An 18,744-nucleotide genomic window follows, 5' to 3' on the forward strand; every position below is an offset into this window, starting at 1 on the left:
TACCTACTTTTTCATGCGCGCTGGGCGCGACGTTCAGCAATAAAAGCAATCAGGAATACGGCGCCAATCAGGTCGAAGAAGCCCATGGCGACAAACAGCGGATTAAAGCCAATGGTGTCGGCGGTAACGCCGATCAGCAGTGAGAACAGGAAGCTGGAGATCCAGGCGAACGAGCCGCGCATGCCGTTGACGGTGGCCATCTGGCCTTTATCAAACTTCTCCACCACCAGCGCGCTCAGCATGCAGGAGATGATCTGATGGCCGAAACCACCAATCGAGATCAGCGCAATCGCTACGTAAGGATCTTTAGTGACCGCGACCAGCGCCAGCGACAGCATCAGGAAAGCGCCCGTCACCGAACTCGCCACCACGGAATTAACTTGGGTAAAACCAAAGATTTTGGTGTAGAGCCGCGTCAGATAGCCGCTGGCCGCGCTGCCTAAATCGGCGGCGAGGAACGGCAGCCAGGCGAACATAGCAATCTGCTTCAGATCCATACCCAGCTCTTTCGCCAGATAGAGCGGCACCCAGAAGCTCAGCACGCCCCAGGCAGGTTCAGCCATAAAGGCGGGAATGGCGATGCCGTAAAAACGTTTGTTTTTCGACACGGTTTTCAGCGCGGTAAAGAACGGCAGTTTCACTGCTGGCGGTTCATTATCCTGACGAATAAATTCCAGTTCCGAGGCTTGCAGATTGGGATGCTGCTCCGGATCGCGATAGAACAACCACCACAGCACCACCCAACCCAACGCCAGGCAACCGGTGAACAGGAACGCGCCCTGCCAGCCAAAGGAAGCGTGCGCAAAGTAGATAATCGGCGGTGCCAGCATCGCGCCAAGCGAGAAGCCCACGCCCGCCCATCCGGCGGCGATAGGACGCTCTTTTTTCGGGAACCATTCGCCAATCACTTTGGCATTAGCGGGCGTGGCTGCTGCTTCAGCGCCGCCCATGACAAAACGCAGGATAGCCAGATGCACCCAACTGGCCGCGCCAGCGTGGAACAAACAGGCGACGGCCCAAATGGTGGCGCAGATCAGGAAGCCGACTTTCAGGCCAATAACGTCGATCAGCCAGCCGCAAATCGGTTGAAAGAAGGTATACGCCAGCTGGAAGGCGCCGACGATCCAGGAATATTGTTCGGTGGTGATGTTGAGGCTGGTTTTGAGCTCCGGTGCCAGCAAGCCCAACGAGTTACGGGTGATGTAGTTGACCGTGACGCCTGCTAAGAACAGCACCAATACCCACCAGCGCAGATTGCGCAAGGTGCGTTTGGTGCCTGCGGCGGTTATCCCTGGGTTTAAACTGCGGTTCATCTGATTCTCCGTTAGTGAGTCATTTCTAACCATCCGCCAGGAGTGAACCACAGTTGCGAAAAGTGGTCGCCAGATTGATGTCGCAAATGTGATCTGGTTAACCAAAATCACTTACCAGGTTGACTTAACCCCGTAAAGAGCAGAGTTTTAATCCGGAATCGCGTAGTAATTGTCTGATATAGCGCGCTAATAAAGAATATTGGTCAACCAATGGTGAGTGAGGTAACAACATGAAGCAGACCTGGCGCTGGTACGGCCCCAACGATCCTGTCTCTCTGGCCGATGCGCGCCAGGCGGGCGCAACCGGCATCGTCACCGCACTGCACCACATCCCTAACGGCGAAGTGTGGTCAGTCGACGAAATCATGCAGCGCAAGGCGCTGGTGGAAGCCGCCGGTTTGGTGTGGTCGGTGGTGGAGAGCGTGCCGATTCATGAAGAGATTAAAACCGGCAGCGGCCGCTGCCAGCACTGGATCAGCAATTATCAGCAGTCGCTGCGCAACCTGGCGCAGTGCGGCATTAAAACCGTGTGCTACAACTTCATGCCGATCCTTGACTGGACGCGCACCGATCTCGAATATCTGCTGCCGGATGGCGCGAAAGCCCTGCGTTTTGATCAGATTGAGTTCGCGGTGTTTGAACTGCACATTCTGCAGCGTCCCGGCGCGGAGCAGGATTACAGTGCGCAAGAGATCGCCGAGGCTGCTGAACGCTTTGCAACGATGAGTGAAGAGCACCGTAACCGCCTGATGCGCAACATCATCGCCGGTTTGCCGGGTGCGGAGGAAGGCTACACGCTGGATCAATTCCGTGCCCAGCTGGCGCGTTATCAAGGTATCGGTAAGGCCGAGCTGCGTGAGAATTTTGCCACCTTCCTGCGCGCCATTGTCGCGGTTGCGGAAGAGGTGGGCGTACGCATGGCGGTACATCCGGACGATCCGCCACGCCCAATTCTCGGCTTACCGCGCATCGTTTCCAACGCCGACGATCTGCAATGGATGATCGATACCGTCAGCAGCCCCGCCAACGGTTTCACCATGTGTACCGGCTCGTACGGCGTGCTGGCACAGAATGATTTAGCCGGCATGGTCAAGCGCTTCGGCCCACGCATCTACTTCGCGCATCTGCGCTCCACCAAGCGGGAAGAGAACCCCAACAGCTTCCACGAAGCCGCGCATTTGGGTGGCGATGTCGATATGTTTGCGGTGATCAAAGCGATTGCCGAAGAGGAACAGCGACGTAAAGCCGCGGGGGAGGAAGATTTGATTCCAATGCGTCCCGACCACGGCCACCAGATGCTGGATGACCTGAAGAAGAAAACCAATCCCGGCTACTCGGCGATTGGTCGCCTGAAAGGATTGGCGGAAATTCGCGGCGTCGAACTGGCGATCCACCGCGCCTATTTTGCTCAGGAAGCCCAATAATGCGCTTTATGGATGAAGATTTTCTGCTGCAGAGCGACATCGCGCGGCGCTTGTACCACGACTTCGCTGCGGATATGCCAATCTACGATTATCACTGTCACCTCAATCCTCAGGAGATTGCTGAAGATCGTCGCTTCGCCAACCTCGGCCAAATCTGGCTGGAAGGCGATCACTACAAATGGCGCGCGCTGCGCGCCGCGGGCGTCGATGAGTCGTTGATTACCGGCAAGAGCACCAGCGACTACGACAAGTATCTCGCCTGGGCGCAAACGGTGCCAAAAACCCTCGGTAACCCGCTCTATCACTGGACGCACCTTGAACTGCGGCGCCCGTTTGGCATAACCGATACGCTGTTTGGCCCGGACACCGCGCCTGCGATCTGGCAGCGCTGTGCGGAACAGCTGGCGACGCCGGAATTTTCTGCGCGCGGCATCATGCGCCAGATGAAGGTGCGCATGGTGGGCACCACCGACGATCCGGTTGATTCACTGCACTATCACCGCCAAATCGCCGATGACCGCAGCTTTGATATTGACGTTGCGCCGAGCTGGCGTCCGGACAAGGTCTTCAAAATCGAGCTGGAGGGTTTTGTCGACTATCTTGCTCGCCTGGAAGCCGCCGCCGATGTCGCCATCGACAGCTTCGATGCGCTACGCCGCGCGCTGTTACGACGCCTTGACCACTTCTCCGCCCACGGTTGTCGCGCCTCAGACCACGGTATTGAAACCCTGCGCTTTGCGCCGGTGCCGGACGACCGCGTGCTCGATACGATTTTGGCCAAACGTCGCCGTGGCGATGTGCTGGATGAATTGGAAATCGCCCAGTTCAGCAGCGCGGTGTTGGTGTGGCTCGGCAGCGAATATGCGCGGCGCGGCTGGGTAATGCAACTACACATCGGCGCGATCCGTAACAACAGCACGCGCATGTTCCGCCAGCTCGGGCCAGACAGCGGGTTTGATTCGATTGGCGATAACAATATTGCCTGGCCGCTGGCGCGCCTGCTGGATGCGATGGACCTCAATGATCAGCTGCCGAAAACCATTCTCTATTGCCTCAATCCGCGCGATAACGAAGTGCTGGCTACTATGGCGGGCAACTTCCAGGGCGCGGGCGTTGCCGGCAAGGTGCAGTTCGGTTCTGGCTGGTGGTTCAACGATCAGCGCGACGGCATGCTGCGTCAACTGGAGCAACTGTCGCAAATCGGCTTGCTCAGCCAGTTTGTCGGTATGCTGACCGATTCACGCAGCTTCCTCTCCTACACGCGCCACGAATACTTCCGCCGTATTCTGTGCAATCTGCTGGCGCAGTGGGTAAAAGACGGCATTGTGCCGCACGATGAGCCGATGCTCGGCAACATGCTGCGCGACATCTGCTTTAACAATGCCGAACGCTATTTCGCGCTGAAAGCCCAGTGATGGTGGCCTGGTCACTGCGCGCCGTGACCAGGCCGATTCTTATTCGCTATGCTATAGTGCGCGTCTCTGAGTGAGGCTGTATCAGAGATTGTGAATCCTTTAACACACAGAAAAGAGCACGATGAAAACTCAAACTTCAGCACAGCGCCCTTATCAGGAAGTCGGGGAAATGCTCCGCCAGATGATCACGAAGAAGCAGTATGCGGTGGGCGAACGGCTGCCGCCGGAGCGCGAACTCGCCGCGCTATTGAATGTGACGCGTACGCTGGTGCGTGAAGCGCTGATTATGCTGGAGCTGGAAGGATTAATTGAGGTACGTCGCGGTGCGGGCATCTATGTGATTCACGATTCGCCGCAGCAACCTGTTTCGCTTCACAAAGCCAGCAACGATGCCGGACCGTTCGAGATGTTGCAGGCGCGTCAGCTGCTGGAGAGCAATATTGCCGAGTTCGCCGCGCTGCAGGCGACGCGTGAAGACATCATGAAGATGCGCCAGGCGCTGGAGCTGGAAGAGAAAGAGCTGGCGTCGGGTGCGGTCAACCAAAGTGAAAACGGCGATCGCAATTTCCATCTGGCGATTGCCGAAGCCACCCATAACAGCATGCTGGTTGAGCTGTTTAAGCAATCCTGGCAGTGGCGCGAAGATAACGTGATGTGGAGCCAACTGCATCGCCATCTGGTCAATAACGATTACCGCAAACAGTGGCTCGACGATCACAAAAAAATCCTCGCGACGCTGATCAAAAAAGACGCGCGCGCCGCCAAGCTGGCGATGTGGCAACATCTGGAAAACGTGAAACAACGGCTGCTGGAGTTCTCAGACGTTGATGATATCGATTTCGATGGTTATCTGTTTGAGTCATGGCCGCTGTACGCCACCCATAATCCGCCAAACTAGTGTGCGTTAACGACTTACCTTGTAAGGCTAATTACCCAGAGCACACATTGAAGCGGCGCAAATCATTGCGCGCTAAATCGCGCCGCTACGGAAGGTGCGCTGATTCGGTACGGCGCTTGACTGATCGGCATTACGCCATTCAGGGCGACCTCACGACATCAACTCACCACGCTTAACGCCTGATCCTTTGCTAAAAAGAACGGCCTTAAATACGCCACGCTATTCGACAGCGGCAAAATTTCATCGCTGAGCTGAATGCCGATGGTTTCCCGCAGATAACGGCGGCGGGTTTCGATGCGCTGCCACAGCTCCGGATAATCAGTACGGATGTCGCTTTGCAGCGCCGCATCGGCCAGCACCACGCACTCTTCGGCGCTGGCACCGTTGTAGCCCGGCACCGACGGGATGATGTCAATTTGCAGCATCATGCCGCTCTTAAGCAATTCGGTGGACTGATGATAAATCGGCGACGACATCCACTCTTCGTCCGCCACCAGATGTCCCGGATTGAGGTGCCAGCCAAAACGGGCTTTCGGCAAAACCTGCTCGATAAGCTGGTACAGCTCACCACCGCTCATGCCGCAGCGAATGTTTTCCAGCCAGGCCACCACGGCCGAGAAATAGGGTTTGGCGATGCGCTCCAGATAATCTTGCTGGCCTGGCGGCAACTCACGTTGATCGGCAACGACAAAGCCGCTGCGGCTGGAGAGTCCACCTTTGAAAGCGGTGGTTAGCGAAAGCGGATCGCCGCGCTGCACTTTTTTGCAGATGGGATAGAGGTTCGCTTTGTCGAAACGGCTGCCGGTGGCGGCGATAGTCACCACCGTGTTGCATTGCCCTTCGGCGTGCAGTAACGCGCCTAATTCTGTTTCACGCACGCCCACCTCAATGGTATTCAGCGCCTCCAGCATGCACTTTGACGCGAGGTTTGCGCCATATTCGTAATGGGCGATTTCATTGGCATTGCAGGTGGTGCGCGCGCCGTTATCGCCAATAAACAAGTGGATGGCATTTTCTAACGTGGCGTCATCGTTTAGCGTGCGCTGAATGGCATCGACAATAAAGTACGGCAGATCAAACATCGCACGCCCATTGCCGGCGGCGGGCGTAAACATCTTCCAGCCCACCAGCCCGACTTTATGACCGTTCGCTAAGCCAGCATCTTTGAAGAGGCTTTCCAGCGGCACTTCATTGTCCATGGGCTGATTGGGAAGCGAGAAGTACGGCGTGTGCAGCAGCGCGGCCGCTGTGCGTGAAAAGCGCGCCATTTTCAGGTTTTCGTTGCCCAGCACCAGCGTGCAAGCTCCGGAGTGATTTAGCAGCAGCAATCCCTCTTCGAAACGCGGGATAAATCCGCTCAGATATTCGAAATTGCCGCCGTGTTCCTTGTCGGCATAGATCACCAGCCAGTCAAAACCCTCGCGCTGCATGCCCGCCAGCAGCGCGTTCTTGCGCTGCACAAGCGTATCATCGGTGAGAAAAACCGGTTCAACGTCGCTGAACGTCATCGGCGCGGTAATCGGCCCGAACGTGATTGCCATGATGCACTTCCTCGCATTACAGAATGAGATGAGGATAGTCGCGTTTTTAGCGCAGCGGATTTTGATCCACGCGAAAAAAGGCGGAGGGGTGAGCTCCGCCTTGTCTCAAGTTCCAGTCAGTGTGCCTGACCGGTCAGTTGCAAAAGGGCAACGATGATTTGAAGAATGATGCGGACGATGTCCAGCAGCAATCGAACAAGTTCCATCACTTTCCTTCTCCTCTGAGAGGAGCGCGCCTTTCAGCTGCCGGGGCTTTGACTCCACCCGCCGACCGCCTAAGCACAATTGTGAGGAGTGCTGAGCGGCTCTCATTGTAAAAGCCACAGGCCAGCACCACCTGAAACCTGCCGGGATTTAACTATCCGCGCCCCTGGAGTCATCAGAAAAACAATGAGGCTTCGCTCGTCACTCAACACCTGTATAACCATACAGTATTATGGCAAAACTTGAAATATCTCGCCGCACATTTTATTATCGCTGTTGTGAGGAGTGCTGAGCACCCCGTTCGCGGCGCGGTTACCAGCCGTTTAGCGAACATAAAAAAAAGGATTTGGCTTAATGCCAAATCCTTTTTTATTACCTGCGATTAATTATCTGGCGGAACTGATACGCCAAATGGTATTTCCCGCATCATCGGCAATTAATACGCCGCCCTGCCAATCGGTGGCTAAACCAACCGGCAAGCCGCGCACCTGCTTCTGATCGTCGGTGAGGAAACCAGTCACCACCGGCTGTGGTTGTCCCACCGGTTTCCCATTCTCGAATTTCACCCACACCACCTGATAGCCGTTGAGCGGCGTACGGTTCCAGCTGCCGTGTTCGCTGATAAACGCCCCGCCGCGATACTGCGGCATATTATCCGCGCCGTAGAACAACAGACCGAGTGGTGCGACGTGCGAACTCAGGGCGTAATCCGGTTTAATCGCCTTCTCTACCAGATCCGGCCTCTGCGGCTGCGCGCGCTCATCCACGTGCTGGCCATAATAGCTGTACGGCCAGCCGTAAAAGCCTTTGTCCTGCACCGACGTCATGTAATCCGGCACTAAATCAGAACCGATCTCGTCGCGCTCATTCACAATCGCCCACAGCTTGCCGCTCTGCGGCTCCCACTGCAATCCGGTTGGATTGCGCAGGCCGCTGGCATAAATCCGGCTGGCACCGCTGGCCGCATCCACTTCCAGCACCGCCGCACGGCGATACTCCTCGCCAATGCCGTTTTCCGTCACGTTACTGTTCGAACCCACGCCAACGTACAGCTTGCTGCCGTCGGGGCTGGCGAGCAGCGATTTGGTCCAGTGATGGTTAATCGGCCCGCCCGGCAGCTCGGTCACTTCCACCGGCGGGGTGCGGATCTCGGTTTGCCCGGTTTCATACGGGAATTTCACCAGGCTATCGGCGTTCGCCACATACAGCGTGTTGCCCACCAGCTGCATACCAAACGGCGCCGTCAGGTTGTCGATAAAGCGATGTTGCTCCCATTTGCCGTTAACATTACGCAGCAAGGTAATGCGATTACCGCCCTCGCCGCCCTTGCCAGACGCTTTCTGCACAATGCCCATAATCAGCTGCTTCGGTGCGGTGGTCGGTTTCGGTGTGCCATTGGATTCCGCCACCAGCACATCATTGTTCGGCAGCACCAGCACCTGACGCGGATGCTGCAGATTGTCGGCGATCTTTTCGATCTTTAACCCATCCGCCACTTTCGGCATTTCACCGGCTTTCCACGACGTGCCTTCCGGCACCTGCATCGGCGGCATAAAGAAGTTCTGCGCCTGCGGCAGTTCAGGATTCGCACCGATTTGCTTTTGAGGATCGATCAGCGCCCCGTCGTCACAGGCACTGAGCAGCATCGCGATGGCTACCGCACTGAGTAAGTGTTTCATACGCGACCTCCTTGCGTGCGACGTTCGCGCAACACCAGTTGCACGTTGGCAATGAGCAGCAGCGCCACCACCAGCGTCGACAGCGTGATGCCCAGTGGCACCACCGCGTAAGCATCACGACTGTGAATAAAGGCGTTCACCACCGCCAGCACGATCGCCAGCAGCGACAGCCAGAAATGGGTTTTCTCGGTCGGCCGCGCGCCACGGAATAAATAAACCAAACTGATTAAACGTGGCAGGATGGCCAGCACCAGACCGATAGTGATCAGCCAACTGGCGGATTTGGTCCACATGATGACGAAGGTTTGCAAATAGAGGATATCGAAAAACCAGGCGGCGACAAAAAAGCCCAGCGGCAACGGTTCCAGCAGCGTATACAACGTCACACCGAACACCGATCTTCCTGAGGTATGAAACATTACTCTCTCCCTTACCGTATTATTGTCAGATGGTGCACGCGTTTCGCTTTTATAAAACAACGTGCAGCCACCTGTGAAATATTAGTAAAGATAAACAGTAACGTTTAACACTTATCTAACACACTCTAACTTAAGACTTATCTGCCGGCAGGCTTACCCAATAACCCGGTTGATACGGCAAAGGCAGAAACTTTTCGTGGAACTCACGGAACGTGGCGTCCGGATCGAGATCGGCAAACAGTTCTGGATGTAGCCACTTCGCCAGCGCCTGAATCGCGACAAACTGATACGGGCTGTCGTAGAACTGATGCCAGATGGCATGCGCGTTACCGTTGTGCGCCACCGGCAGTGTTTTGAAGGCATCACGCATCATTAGCAGACGTAAACGCGCCGTCGCTTCTTTCACATCCGCACCGGGCCCCACGCCAACCCATTTACCCACGGTGTTGTAGTTTTTCCAGTTCGCGCCTGTCACCACCACCACATCGGGACGGCTGGCGATGATCTGCTCGGGATTGAGTGTGCCGAACGTGCCTGGAATCAACGCTTTGGCGATATTGCTGCCGCCCGCCAGTTCTACCATCTGACCAAAGTTCTCGTTACCAAACGACATGCAGCACTCGTCGCTGTAGCCGCCAGCACGATCAATCATCACTTTCGGGCGCGTGCCGTTAAAGTTTTTCAGGCGATCGGTCACCTTTTCGATTTGCGCACGGCGGAACGCCACGATCTCTTCGGCGCGCTGTGGATTGTTAACCAGCTCGCCCATGATGCGGATGCTTTGCTCAGCATGTTCCATCGGCTTCTCGCGGAAGTCGATAAACACCACCGGCACGCCCACCGCTTGTAGCTTCTCGATCAGCTTGCCTTCGTCGGTCGCGGCTTTGGATTCGAGGTTCATCAGCACCAAATCGGGCTTCAGCGTCAGCGCCTGTTCGACGTTAAAGGTGCCATCTTTCGCGCCACCAAAGGTCGGCAGCTTTTGGATCTGCGGATATTTCTTTTCATACGCCAGATAGCCGTCGTAATCGGCTTTATGAAAATCGTCACGCCAGCCCACCACGCGCTGGAACGGCGCAGCGGTATCAAACGCCGCCAGCAAGTACATCTGACGCCCTTCGCCGAGAATGATGCGTTTAGACTCCTCCTTGACCTCGACCTGTCGTCCAGCCACATCGGTAATGGTTTTCGCCGCAGCGTGACCCGTCACCGCCAGTAATCCCAGTGCTATCAGCCATGATTTCATTTAATACACCTAGAATGATAATGATTATTATTTAAATTTCGCGGCGTCACTATTACCTGGCAGACAGGAAATGAAAAGCCCTGGATACACATTTTTTTACATTCCCCGCGCTTTTTCCCACTGTGCAATCGCTCACAAAATGCCCTTCATTCGTGAAAAACCTCACAGCTTACCGGGCAAATGCCCAATTAATCGCCGCGCTATCCCGCGCTTTGGCTAATGCGTAAACAAAATGTGAACGCTAAATTACAAAATGAAACGATGTTTTATTTTTTATGTTAATGCCTGATTTAGGCAAGCCACTGAGTTGAAGGAGGAGTTACCGTGAAGATCAGTGCCATTGATGTCACCCTGTTTAGCTACCCCACGCGACGCGTCTCTGACAGCGCCGGACATTCGCATCCCGGCGCAGAGACCGATGCCCAAATGGCGCTGCTAACGATCGCCAGCGAAGATGGCGATTGCGGCTACGCGTTTGCCCCCGCCGAAGTGATTCGGCCGCATGTGGTGAACGCCTTCTTCCGCAAAGTGCTGATTGGGCAAAATGCCTTTGATCGCGAGCGTCTGTGGCAGGATCTGGTGCACTGGCAGCGCGGTAGCGCCCATCAGCTCACCGAACGTGCGTTATCGGCGGTGGAACAGGCGCTGTGGGATTTGATTGGTCGCAAGCTCAAACAACCGGTCCACAAACTGCTTGGCGGTTATCGCGAGAAAATTCCCGCTTACGGCAGCACCATGTGCGGCGATGAGCTGGAAGGCGGTTTATCCACGCCCGATGAATACGCGCAGTTTGCCGAAAAACTGGTCGCGCGCGGTTATCAGGCCATCAAACTGCACACCTGGATGCCGCCGGTTTCGTTCGCGCCCAGCACCCAAATGGACATCAAAGCCTGCGCCGCGGTGCGCGAAGCGGTCGGCCCGGACATCGCCCTGATGCTCGACGGCTATCACTGGTACAGCCGCAGCGAGGCGCTCACCATTGGCAAAGCGCTGGAAAAACTCAATTTCGCCTGGTTCGAAGAGCCGATGGAAGAGGAAAGCATGGCGTCATACGCGTGGCTGGCGGAAAACCTCAGCATTGACGTGCTCGGCCCGGAAAGTCTCGGCGGCAAACACCACAGCCGCGCCGATTGGGTCCGCGCTGGTGCCTGCGACATTCTACGCGCTGGCGCTAACGGCGTCGGCGGCATCTCCGCCACCATGAAGGTCGCCAGCCTGGCCGAAGCCTTTGGTATGGATTGCGAAGTACACGGCAACGGCGCCGCCAGCATCGCGGTGGTCGGCGCTATCCGCAACTGCCGCTGGTACGAACGCGGTCTGCTGCATCCGTTCCTTGATTACGAACAGCCGCCGGCCTATCTCAACGCGCTGGTCGATCCCATGGACGCAGAGGGTTTTGTCCATCTGCCAACGCGTCCCGGACTTGGGGAGGACATCAATTTCGCGTGGATTGAGACACACACGCTAAATCGCTGGTAAGCGCCCAACACAAGCAGTACGGCATAAAAACGATAAACCTCTGACCTGCTGGACTTTGCTTATGAACCTGATGAACCCCTGCAGAGCGTGGTGCGCCGCGCTGCTGCTGCTCACCTGTAGCCCATCGTTGCTGGCGGCCACGCCAGACGACCAGCTGATTGTGGGCATGAACATGAATAACCTGCTCACGCTCGATCCCGCCGCCATGACCGGCAACGAAGTGGTCGGCATTGTCGTCAATCTCTATGACGGTTTGGTCGAGTTAGATCCGCAACAGCTCACCAACGTGCGCCCGGCGCTGGCTGAGCGCTGGGAGATCAGCCCCGACAATCGTCAACTCACCTTTCACCTGCGTGACAATGTCACCTTCCACTCCGGCAATCCGCTGAGCAGCGCCGATGTGATCTGGTCGATGCGCCGCGTGCTGCACCTGAATCTGGCACAGGCCTCGGTATGGAAATCTTACGGCTTCAGCAAAGAGAACGTGGATCAGATGATCAGCGCGCCGGATGCGCACACGGTAGTGATTCGCCTGCCCAAGCCTAACGATCCCAAGCTGGTGCTCTATTCGCTGGCGGCGCTCGGCAGCATGGTGGTACTCGACAGCAAAACCGTGCAGGCGCAGGCGGTGAATAACGACTGGGGCAATCGCTGGCTCACCACCCACGAAGCGGGTTCCGGACCGTTCCGCCTGGATGTGTGGCAGGCCAAAGATGTGCTGCGCATCAGCCGCGATGCCCACTACTGGCGCGGTGCGCCGAAGCTGACGCGTGTGGTGTTCCGTCATCTGCAGGAGTCGCAAACCTTGCGCCTGATGATGGAGAAAGGCGATCTCGATGTTGCCAGCAACATGGCGATCCCCGATGTAAAAGCGCTGCGCCACGATCCCGATCTCACCATCGACGCGGTACAAAAAGGCACGATTTATTACCTGGCGATGAGCATGAAGGACGATCACTTCGCCCATCCGCAGGTACGCGAAGCGCTGCGTTATCTGGTGGATTATCAGGGGATTAACAAAACGCTGATGGCCGGTTACGGCACGCTGCATCAGCGGCCAATTCAAGCCGGCATGCCGGCAACGCTGCCCGATCCTGGCTACAAGCTGGATGTGCCGCGCGCCAAAGCCTTGCTGGCCGCCGCCGGTTATCCCAACGGGTTTGATACCACGCTGCGCGTGCTGGCCGATCAGCCGTTCCTCAATGTCGCCATCGCGATTCAGTCCACGCTGATGCAGGGCGGCATTCGCGCCAAAATCATTACCGGCACCGGTAACCAGATTTACGGTGCGATGCGCGATCGTCAGTTCAATCTGCTGGTCGGGCGCGGCGGCAGCGGCGTGGAGCCGCATCCGCACTCCAGCCTGCGCGCGCTGGTGTACAACCCCAACAACGCCGACAGCGCGCGCCTCACCAATTTTCAGGGCTGGCGCACCGGTTTTTATGACGCGCAGCTGAACAGCATGATCGATAAAGCGCTGCTGGAGCGAGATGTAAAACAGCAGCAGCAGGATTACTTCGCTATCCAGCAGCGCTACGACCAGCTGATTCCAGCGCTAATGCCGATCTCGCAAATGACCGATTCGGTGGTGGTGAATAATCGGGTGCAGGATTACGTGCCACATCCATCGGCCACCACTTTCCTGCGTGACGTATGGAAAACGCCAGACAGCCTGGCGGGAGGTGCGCAATGAAGCTGACAAAAAGCCACTGGCGGCGCCTGCGTAGCCGCACCGTTCAGGTGGCGATCACGCTGTTTGGCCTGCTGTTGCTGACCTTCTTTATTGGTCGCGTGATGCCGCTCGATCCGGTGCTGGCGATTGTCGGGCCGGATGCCGATCACAATACGTATCAGCAGGTTTATCACCAACTCGGCTTCGATAAACCGCTGTGGGTGCAGTTTGGTATCTATCTGCAAGGCCTGCTGCACGGCAACCTTGGGCTGGCGCTACTGACCGGGCAGCCGGTGATCAACGATATCCTGCGCGTCTTCCCGGCCACGGTGGAACTGGCGACGCTGGCGATTGTGATTGGTACCGGCCTCGGCGTCCCGCTGGGCGTGTGGGCCGCCGCACGCCGCAACAGCGTGATTGACTATCTGGTGCGCATCATCAGCCTGGCGGGTTACTCCACGCCGATCTTCTGGGTGGGCATGGTGGGTCTGCTGCTGTTTTATGCCCATCTCGGCTGGGTCGGCGGCGCGGGCCGTGTTGATTTCAGTCTCGATGGCATTGTGCCGCGTCGCACCGGTTTTCTGCTGATCGATGCCTTGCTGGTGGGCGACTTCACGGTGTTTAGCAATGCGCTCAATCACCTGATTCTGCCTGCGTCCCTGCTCGGCTTTCACTCGCTGGCTTACATCAGCCGCATGACGCGCAGCTTTATGCTGGCGCAACTGTCGCAGGAGTTCATTTTGACGGCGCGGGTGAAAGGACTCAGCGAATGGCAGGTGATTTGGCAGCACGCGTTCCGCAATATTCTGGTGCAGCTGCTCACGGTGGTGGCGCTGGCGTACGGCTCGCTGCTGGAAGGCGCGGTGCTGATTGAAACCGTGTTCTCATGGCCCGGTTTTGGGTCCTATCTCACCGGCAGTTTGATGCTCGGCGATATGAATGCGGTGATGGGCTGCGTGCTGGTGGTTGGCCTGATATTCGTGCTGCTCAATCTTCTCTCTGACCTGCTCTATCAGGTGTTCGATCCGAGGACCAAAGTATGACGATTTCTCTCGATACGCCGTTAGCCAGCCAGACGCGCGAACGGCTGGCGCGCTGTCGCCGCACCGGCGCGCGCATCGGCCATTTTCTCGGGCAAATGGCGCGCAACCCGCTAACCGCGATTGGCGGCGGCATCATTTTGCTGCTGCTGGTGGTGGCGCTGTTCGCACCCTGGATTGCGCCCTACCATCCGCTGATTCAGGATCTCAACAACGCGCTGACGCCGCCCAACGCGCAGCACTGGTTTGGCACCGATGAATTTGGCCGCGACATCTTCAGCCGTCTGGTATGGGGCGCGCGCATCACGCTGTATATCGTGCTGCTGGTCTCGATCACCGTGGGTCCGCTGGGCTTGCTGCTCGGCGTCACCGCCGGTTACTTCGGCGGCAAAGTGGATAGCGTGTTGATGCGCGTCACCGACATCTTCATCTCCTTTCCTAGCCTGGTGCTGGCGCTGGCGTTTGTCGCCGCGCTCGGTCCGGGGCTGGAGCATGTGGTGATCGCCATTACGCTCACCGCCTGGCCGCCGATTGCCCGCCTGGCGCGCGCTGAAGCACTGTCGCTGCGTCAGGCCGACTTTGTCTCCGCGGTGCGCTTACAGGGCGCCTCGTCACTGCGCATTTTGTGGAAACACATTGTGCCGCTGTGCCTGCCTTCGGTGATTATCCGCATCACCATGAATATGGCGGGCATCATTCTCACCGCTGCCGGACTCGGTTTTCTCGGTTTGGGCGCGCAGCCGCCGGATCCGGAATGGGGCGCGATGATCGCCAGCGGCCGCACATACATGCTGGAGTGTTGGTGGGTGGTGACGGTGCCAGGTCTGGCGATTCTGATCAACAGCTTAGCGTTCAACTTCTTAGGAGATGGCTTACGTGACATCCTCGATCCCCGCAGCGAATAGCGCTGCACCGTTGCTCGACGTGCAGGATTTACAGGTCAATTTCGTCAATGGCCGGCTGGTGACGCCCGCCGTGCGCGGCATCTCCTTCCAGTTGGGCAAGGAGAAACTGGCGATTGTGGGTGAATCCGGTTCCGGCAAATCCACCGTTGGCCGCGCGCTGTTACAGCTGCATCCGCGCAGCGCGCAGGTCACGGCGCAGCGCATGCAGTTTGGTGACGTGGACCTGCTGTGTGCCACGCCGGCGCAGATGCGCGCCATTCGCGGCAAGCGCATCTCCATGATTATGCAGGATCCGAAATATTCGCTGAATCCGGTGGTACGCGTGGGTGAGCAGATTGCTGAAGCCTGGCGCAGTCATCATCCCGGCCAGCGCGAGGTTGCGCGGCAGCGGGCGATGGAGATGCTCGATGTGGTGCAGGTGCGCGATCCGGGCCGCATCTATCAATGTTATCCGCACGAAATTTCCGGTGGTCAGGGCCAGCGCGTGATGATCGCCATGATGCTGATTACCGAGCCTGAGCTGCTGATTGCCGACGAACCCACTTCGGCGCTGGATGTTTCGGTGCGTTTGCAGGTGCTGGCGCTGCTGGATGATTTAGTGAAACAGCGCGGTCTGGGGCTGATTTTTATCAGTCACGACATCAATCTGGTGCGGCGTTTCTGTGACCGCGTGCTGGTGATGTATGCCGGGCGCGTGGTGGAGTCGCTGGCGGCCAGCGAACTCGCTCAGGCGCAGCATCCCTATACGCAAGGCCTCCTCGCTGCACTGCCCGATATGGATCAGCGTCGAGCGCGTCTGCCGGTGCTGCAACGTCAGGCCAGCTGGCTGCAACCCTAAGGAGCAATGATGAACGAGATGATCCGCGTAAGTAATCTCAACCTCAGTTTTGGTGAGGAGGAGCGACGTAATCAGGTGCTGTTCGACGTCAATTTGTCGATTCATCAGGGTGAAATCTTTGGCCTGGTTGGCGAATCCGGATCGGGCAAAACCACGGTGCTGAAGTGCCTCGCCGGGCTGTTCACCCACTGGCACGGCGAGCTGGCGATTGATGGCGTGCCGCTGGCGCATCGCATCGCGCGCGAGCGCTGCCGCAGCGTGCAGATGGTGTTTCAGGATCCGTACGGATCGCTGCATCCACGCCACACCATCGGCGATATTCTCGAGGAGCCACTGCAGATTCACGGCATCGGCCAGCGTCAGCAGCGCGTTATCGCCATGCTGGAGAAAGTTGGCCTCAATCGCGCGTGGCAAACCCGCTATCCGCACCAACTTTCTGGCGGTCAGCGCCAGCGCGTTGCCATCGCCCGGGCGCTGATTCTCGAACCGCGCGTATTGCTACTGGATGAACCGACCTCGGCGCTGGATGTCTCGGTGCAAGCGGAGATCCTCAATCTGCTTAGTGATCTGCAGCAGCAGGAGAAGCTGACCTACTTGATAGTGACGCACGATCTCGGCGTGGTGGCGCATCTGTGCCATCGCGTGGCGGTGATGCAACACGGCAAAGTGCTGGAGACGCTGGATGTCGATGCGCTGGTGCACAATCGCGCGCAGGTGGCGTATACGCAGATGCTGGTGGATGCGAGCCGGCAGGATAACGGGGTTTTAGCGTAGGGTCGCCATTTATGGCGTAATCCTTACTGATAAGAAAGCATTTTGCTTTAAACCTGTTGCGGGCTCTGACACATCTGCTGCGTCACGGGCCGTCCTCGCGCCGCTAGCGCGGTGCCTTCGGCTTCCACGTTGTGCCGACGGACCGTTCGCGGATCGGCCATCCCTGGCCGACCCCGAACTGCCTCGCGCATCCTTGCGCGAGGCTCCTGGCCCAACGTAAAAGCCTCAGCGCTGCGAATAGCCCTTTTGCCGCAGCAGACGCACCAGCGCCTCTAACCTATGAGCCCTTTTCAACAACACGCACTGAAGTTTAAGCAGGCCGGGGCCGCTTTTGGGCCGGCAATCCGCAGCGCTGAACGAAGCGAGGAAGCCAGGAGAGCCCGCAGGACGCGGGCGAAAGGCGGAGTCGGGACAAGGATGTCCCGTCTACGCCGGTCCGTCAGGCAGACGAGCGAAGTGAAGGTACCGCGATAGCGGCGCGAGGACCGCAGGACCAAAAGTGGCACCGGCCTGCGTACTCGTCACTGGCTTAACTGACATGCATTACGTCGTCTGTGGTGACTTGAATGAACAATTGAGACGTCTGCAACGGTTGGTCGGTAGGATAAATACGCGTGACTGTTGAATCGAAGGGATAACAAAATCGAGTGCTTCCCTGACTCTGAAGCTGCCTAACTCTTAACGTCTTCTCCGACATTTTTTCCGACATTTCCTCCAACATTTTGATGCCGGAGTGCAAATGAAGAAGGACATAAACAGCAAAGCCAGGTTTCCCTGGCTTTGCTTAACCAATATTGATTACTGCGTCAGTTCACGCACAAAACCCACGATCTCCTGATTCTGCCCATGTTCAAACAGGCAATGCTGCAGGCGCGGGCCGCTCACTGCGGTTTTCACCAGCTCAGGATCGATGGCGCGCAGTGAATCAAGGTAATTCTCTTTCAGCAGCGCCGCTTTCACTTCGTTCAGAATGCCGGCATTACGCACCTGCGGCTCTTTGCGCTCTGGCGGATAGCCGTGCCCTTTTTCACCGGTAAAGGCTTTTTCGAAAATAAAGCGCAGGTTTAGTTCCGCGCCCCAGCCGAAGCCTTTGGCGAACGGCAGCGACAGCGCATTGCCGTTGTTGATTTGCGCAAACAGGTAAGCATCCGCCGGATCGATGCAGTAGCCGCACACCACGCCGGGATGCAGGTTCAGCGACATCAACGCGCCTTGGCCGGTACCGCAACCGGCCACCACGAAGTCCACCGCTTTGCTGTTAAGCAGTACGTTGGCCATGATGCCGAGGTGAATATAGGTAAGATGGTGATCCTGTTCGTCGCTCATACCGACGTTAAACACCTGATGCCCGAGCGGTTGCGCCACAGACTGAAGCTCTTTCAACACCGTTGCGTTCTTCGCAGCCTGGCTGTTTTCCATCATCAAAGCGATTTTCATGATCCATCCTCAGATTAAATTGAAACACCGTTTCATTTTAATCAAAGAACGTTAAAATGCAGCCTTTAAATGCCTTTTTGACTGTGAGTTAAGTCACATATTGACGATGCAACCTGCAAGGAGAAATCATGTTTATCTTTAAAAGCGCAACCCGACTGGACGATTTAGGCAACGGCGTGACGCGCCGAATACTGGCGCACGGCGGCACCCTGATGGCGGTAGAAGTCACCTTTGAGCAGGGTGCTGTCGGTCCGCTGCATCACCATCCGCATGAGCAGCTCACCTATGTGCTATCCGGACGTTTTGCCTTCACCATTGATGGCGTGACGAAAGAAGTCAGCGCCGGCGATACGCTGTATAAAGCGCCGAATATTGTGCACGGCTGCGTGTGTCTGGAAGCGGGCGTACTGCTGGATACCTTTACGCCGCAACGCGAGGATTTTCTGGCGGCACCGTAACG

General features: G+C 57.2%; 16 protein-coding genes. 10 read left to right on the forward strand and 6 right to left on the reverse strand.

Annotated features, from left to right (window positions below):
- Positions 1-11: 11 nt before the first annotated feature.
- A complete protein-coding gene (locus KVT28_RS02890) occupies positions 12-1,313 on the reverse strand; it encodes an MFS transporter (RefSeq protein ID WP_110866104.1) in 1,302 nt (433 codons plus the stop codon).
- 230 nt (positions 1,314-1,543) lie between these two features.
- Here KVT28_RS02890 and uxuA point away from each other — a divergent pair, with 230 nt between their 5' ends.
- The 3 genes from uxuA (at position 1,544) to uxuR (ending at position 5,050) form a co-directional block, all read left to right on the forward strand.
- Positions 1,544-2,737: a mannonate dehydratase gene (gene uxuA, locus KVT28_RS02895; protein ID WP_217546706.1), complete on the forward strand. Its 1,194-nt coding sequence runs from the start codon at positions 1,544-1,546 to the stop codon at positions 2,735-2,737.
- The gene (gene uxaC, locus KVT28_RS02900) at positions 2,734-4,152 is read left to right on the forward strand and encodes a glucuronate isomerase (RefSeq protein ID WP_217547543.1); all 1,419 of its coding nucleotides are present in this window, start codon (positions 2,734-2,736) and stop codon (positions 4,150-4,152) included. The genes uxuA and uxaC overlap by 4 nt, the downstream gene beginning before the upstream one ends.
- 121 nt (positions 4,153-4,273) lie before the next feature.
- On the forward strand, positions 4,274-5,050 hold the full coding sequence (uxuR, locus tag KVT28_RS02905) for a Uxu operon transcriptional regulator (RefSeq protein WP_101764459.1): 777 nt from the start codon (positions 4,274-4,276) through the stop codon (positions 5,048-5,050).
- Between the two features lie 158 nt (positions 5,051-5,208).
- Here uxuR and KVT28_RS02910 read toward each other — a convergent pair whose 3' ends face one another.
- The 4 genes from KVT28_RS02910 to KVT28_RS02925 form a co-directional block, all read right to left on the reverse strand.
- Positions 5,209-6,591: a Xaa-Pro peptidase family protein gene (locus tag KVT28_RS02910; protein ID WP_217546709.1), complete on the reverse strand. Its 1,383-nt coding sequence runs from the start codon at positions 6,589-6,591 to the stop codon at positions 5,209-5,211.
- A 590-nt stretch (positions 6,592-7,181) separates the two neighbouring features.
- Positions 7,182-8,474, reverse strand: a complete 1,293-nt coding sequence (locus KVT28_RS02915) for a sorbosone dehydrogenase family protein (protein WP_217546712.1) — start codon at positions 8,472-8,474, stop codon at positions 7,182-7,184.
- Complete coding sequence (locus tag KVT28_RS02920; RefSeq protein ID WP_101764462.1) at positions 8,471-8,893, reverse strand: DUF2231 domain-containing protein; 423 nt, start codon at positions 8,891-8,893, stop codon at positions 8,471-8,473. Before KVT28_RS02920 ends, KVT28_RS02915 begins: the two co-directional genes overlap by 4 nt.
- 130 nt (positions 8,894-9,023) lie before the next feature.
- On the reverse strand, positions 9,024-10,139 hold the full coding sequence (locus KVT28_RS02925; RefSeq protein WP_217546714.1) for an ABC transporter substrate-binding protein: 1,116 nt from the start codon (positions 10,137-10,139) through the stop codon (positions 9,024-9,026).
- 324 nt (positions 10,140-10,463) lie between these two features.
- Here KVT28_RS02925 and KVT28_RS02930 point away from each other — a divergent pair, with 324 nt between their 5' ends.
- The 6 genes from KVT28_RS02930 (at position 10,464) to KVT28_RS02955 (ending at position 16,847) form a co-directional block, all read left to right on the forward strand.
- Positions 10,464-11,618, forward strand: coding sequence for a mandelate racemase family protein (locus KVT28_RS02930; RefSeq protein ID WP_137385741.1), 1,155 nt, complete (start codon positions 10,464-10,466; stop codon positions 11,616-11,618).
- Between the two features lie 61 nt (positions 11,619-11,679).
- On the forward strand, positions 11,680-13,311 hold the full coding sequence (locus KVT28_RS02935) for an ABC transporter substrate-binding protein (protein WP_217546717.1): 1,632 nt from the start codon (positions 11,680-11,682) through the stop codon (positions 13,309-13,311).
- Positions 13,308-14,333 (forward strand): ABC transporter permease, encoded by a 1,026-nt coding sequence (locus KVT28_RS02940; protein ID WP_101764466.1) that lies wholly within the window; start codon positions 13,308-13,310, stop codon positions 14,331-14,333. Before KVT28_RS02935 ends, KVT28_RS02940 begins: the two co-directional genes overlap by 4 nt.
- Complete coding sequence (locus KVT28_RS02945) at positions 14,330-15,235, forward strand: ABC transporter permease (RefSeq protein ID WP_101764467.1); 906 nt, start codon at positions 14,330-14,332, stop codon at positions 15,233-15,235. Before KVT28_RS02940 ends, KVT28_RS02945 begins: the two co-directional genes overlap by 4 nt.
- Positions 15,207-16,073: an ABC transporter ATP-binding protein gene (locus tag KVT28_RS02950; RefSeq protein WP_101764468.1), complete on the forward strand. Its 867-nt coding sequence runs from the start codon at positions 15,207-15,209 to the stop codon at positions 16,071-16,073. The genes KVT28_RS02945 and KVT28_RS02950 overlap by 29 nt, the downstream gene beginning before the upstream one ends.
- An 18-nt stretch (positions 16,074-16,091) precedes the next feature.
- Positions 16,092-16,847: an ABC transporter ATP-binding protein gene (locus KVT28_RS02955; RefSeq protein ID WP_101764620.1), complete on the forward strand. Its 756-nt coding sequence runs from the start codon at positions 16,092-16,094 to the stop codon at positions 16,845-16,847.
- Between the two features lie 798 nt (positions 16,848-17,645).
- Here the strand turns inward: KVT28_RS02955 and KVT28_RS02960 are convergent.
- Positions 17,646-18,284, reverse strand: coding sequence for an RpiB/LacA/LacB family sugar-phosphate isomerase (locus tag KVT28_RS02960; protein WP_008110061.1), 639 nt, complete (start codon positions 18,282-18,284; stop codon positions 17,646-17,648).
- A 128-nt stretch (positions 18,285-18,412) separates the two neighbouring features.
- Here KVT28_RS02960 and KVT28_RS02965 point away from each other — a divergent pair, with 128 nt between their 5' ends.
- On the forward strand, positions 18,413-18,742 hold the full coding sequence (locus tag KVT28_RS02965) for a cupin domain-containing protein (protein WP_217546719.1): 330 nt from the start codon (positions 18,413-18,415) through the stop codon (positions 18,740-18,742).
- Positions 18,743-18,744 lie beyond the last annotated feature (2 nt).

Source organism: Pantoea sp. GbtcB22 (assembly GCF_019091025.1).
In the GTDB taxonomy this organism is placed as follows: Bacteria; Pseudomonadota; Gammaproteobacteria; order Enterobacterales; family Enterobacteriaceae; genus Pantoea; species Pantoea leporis.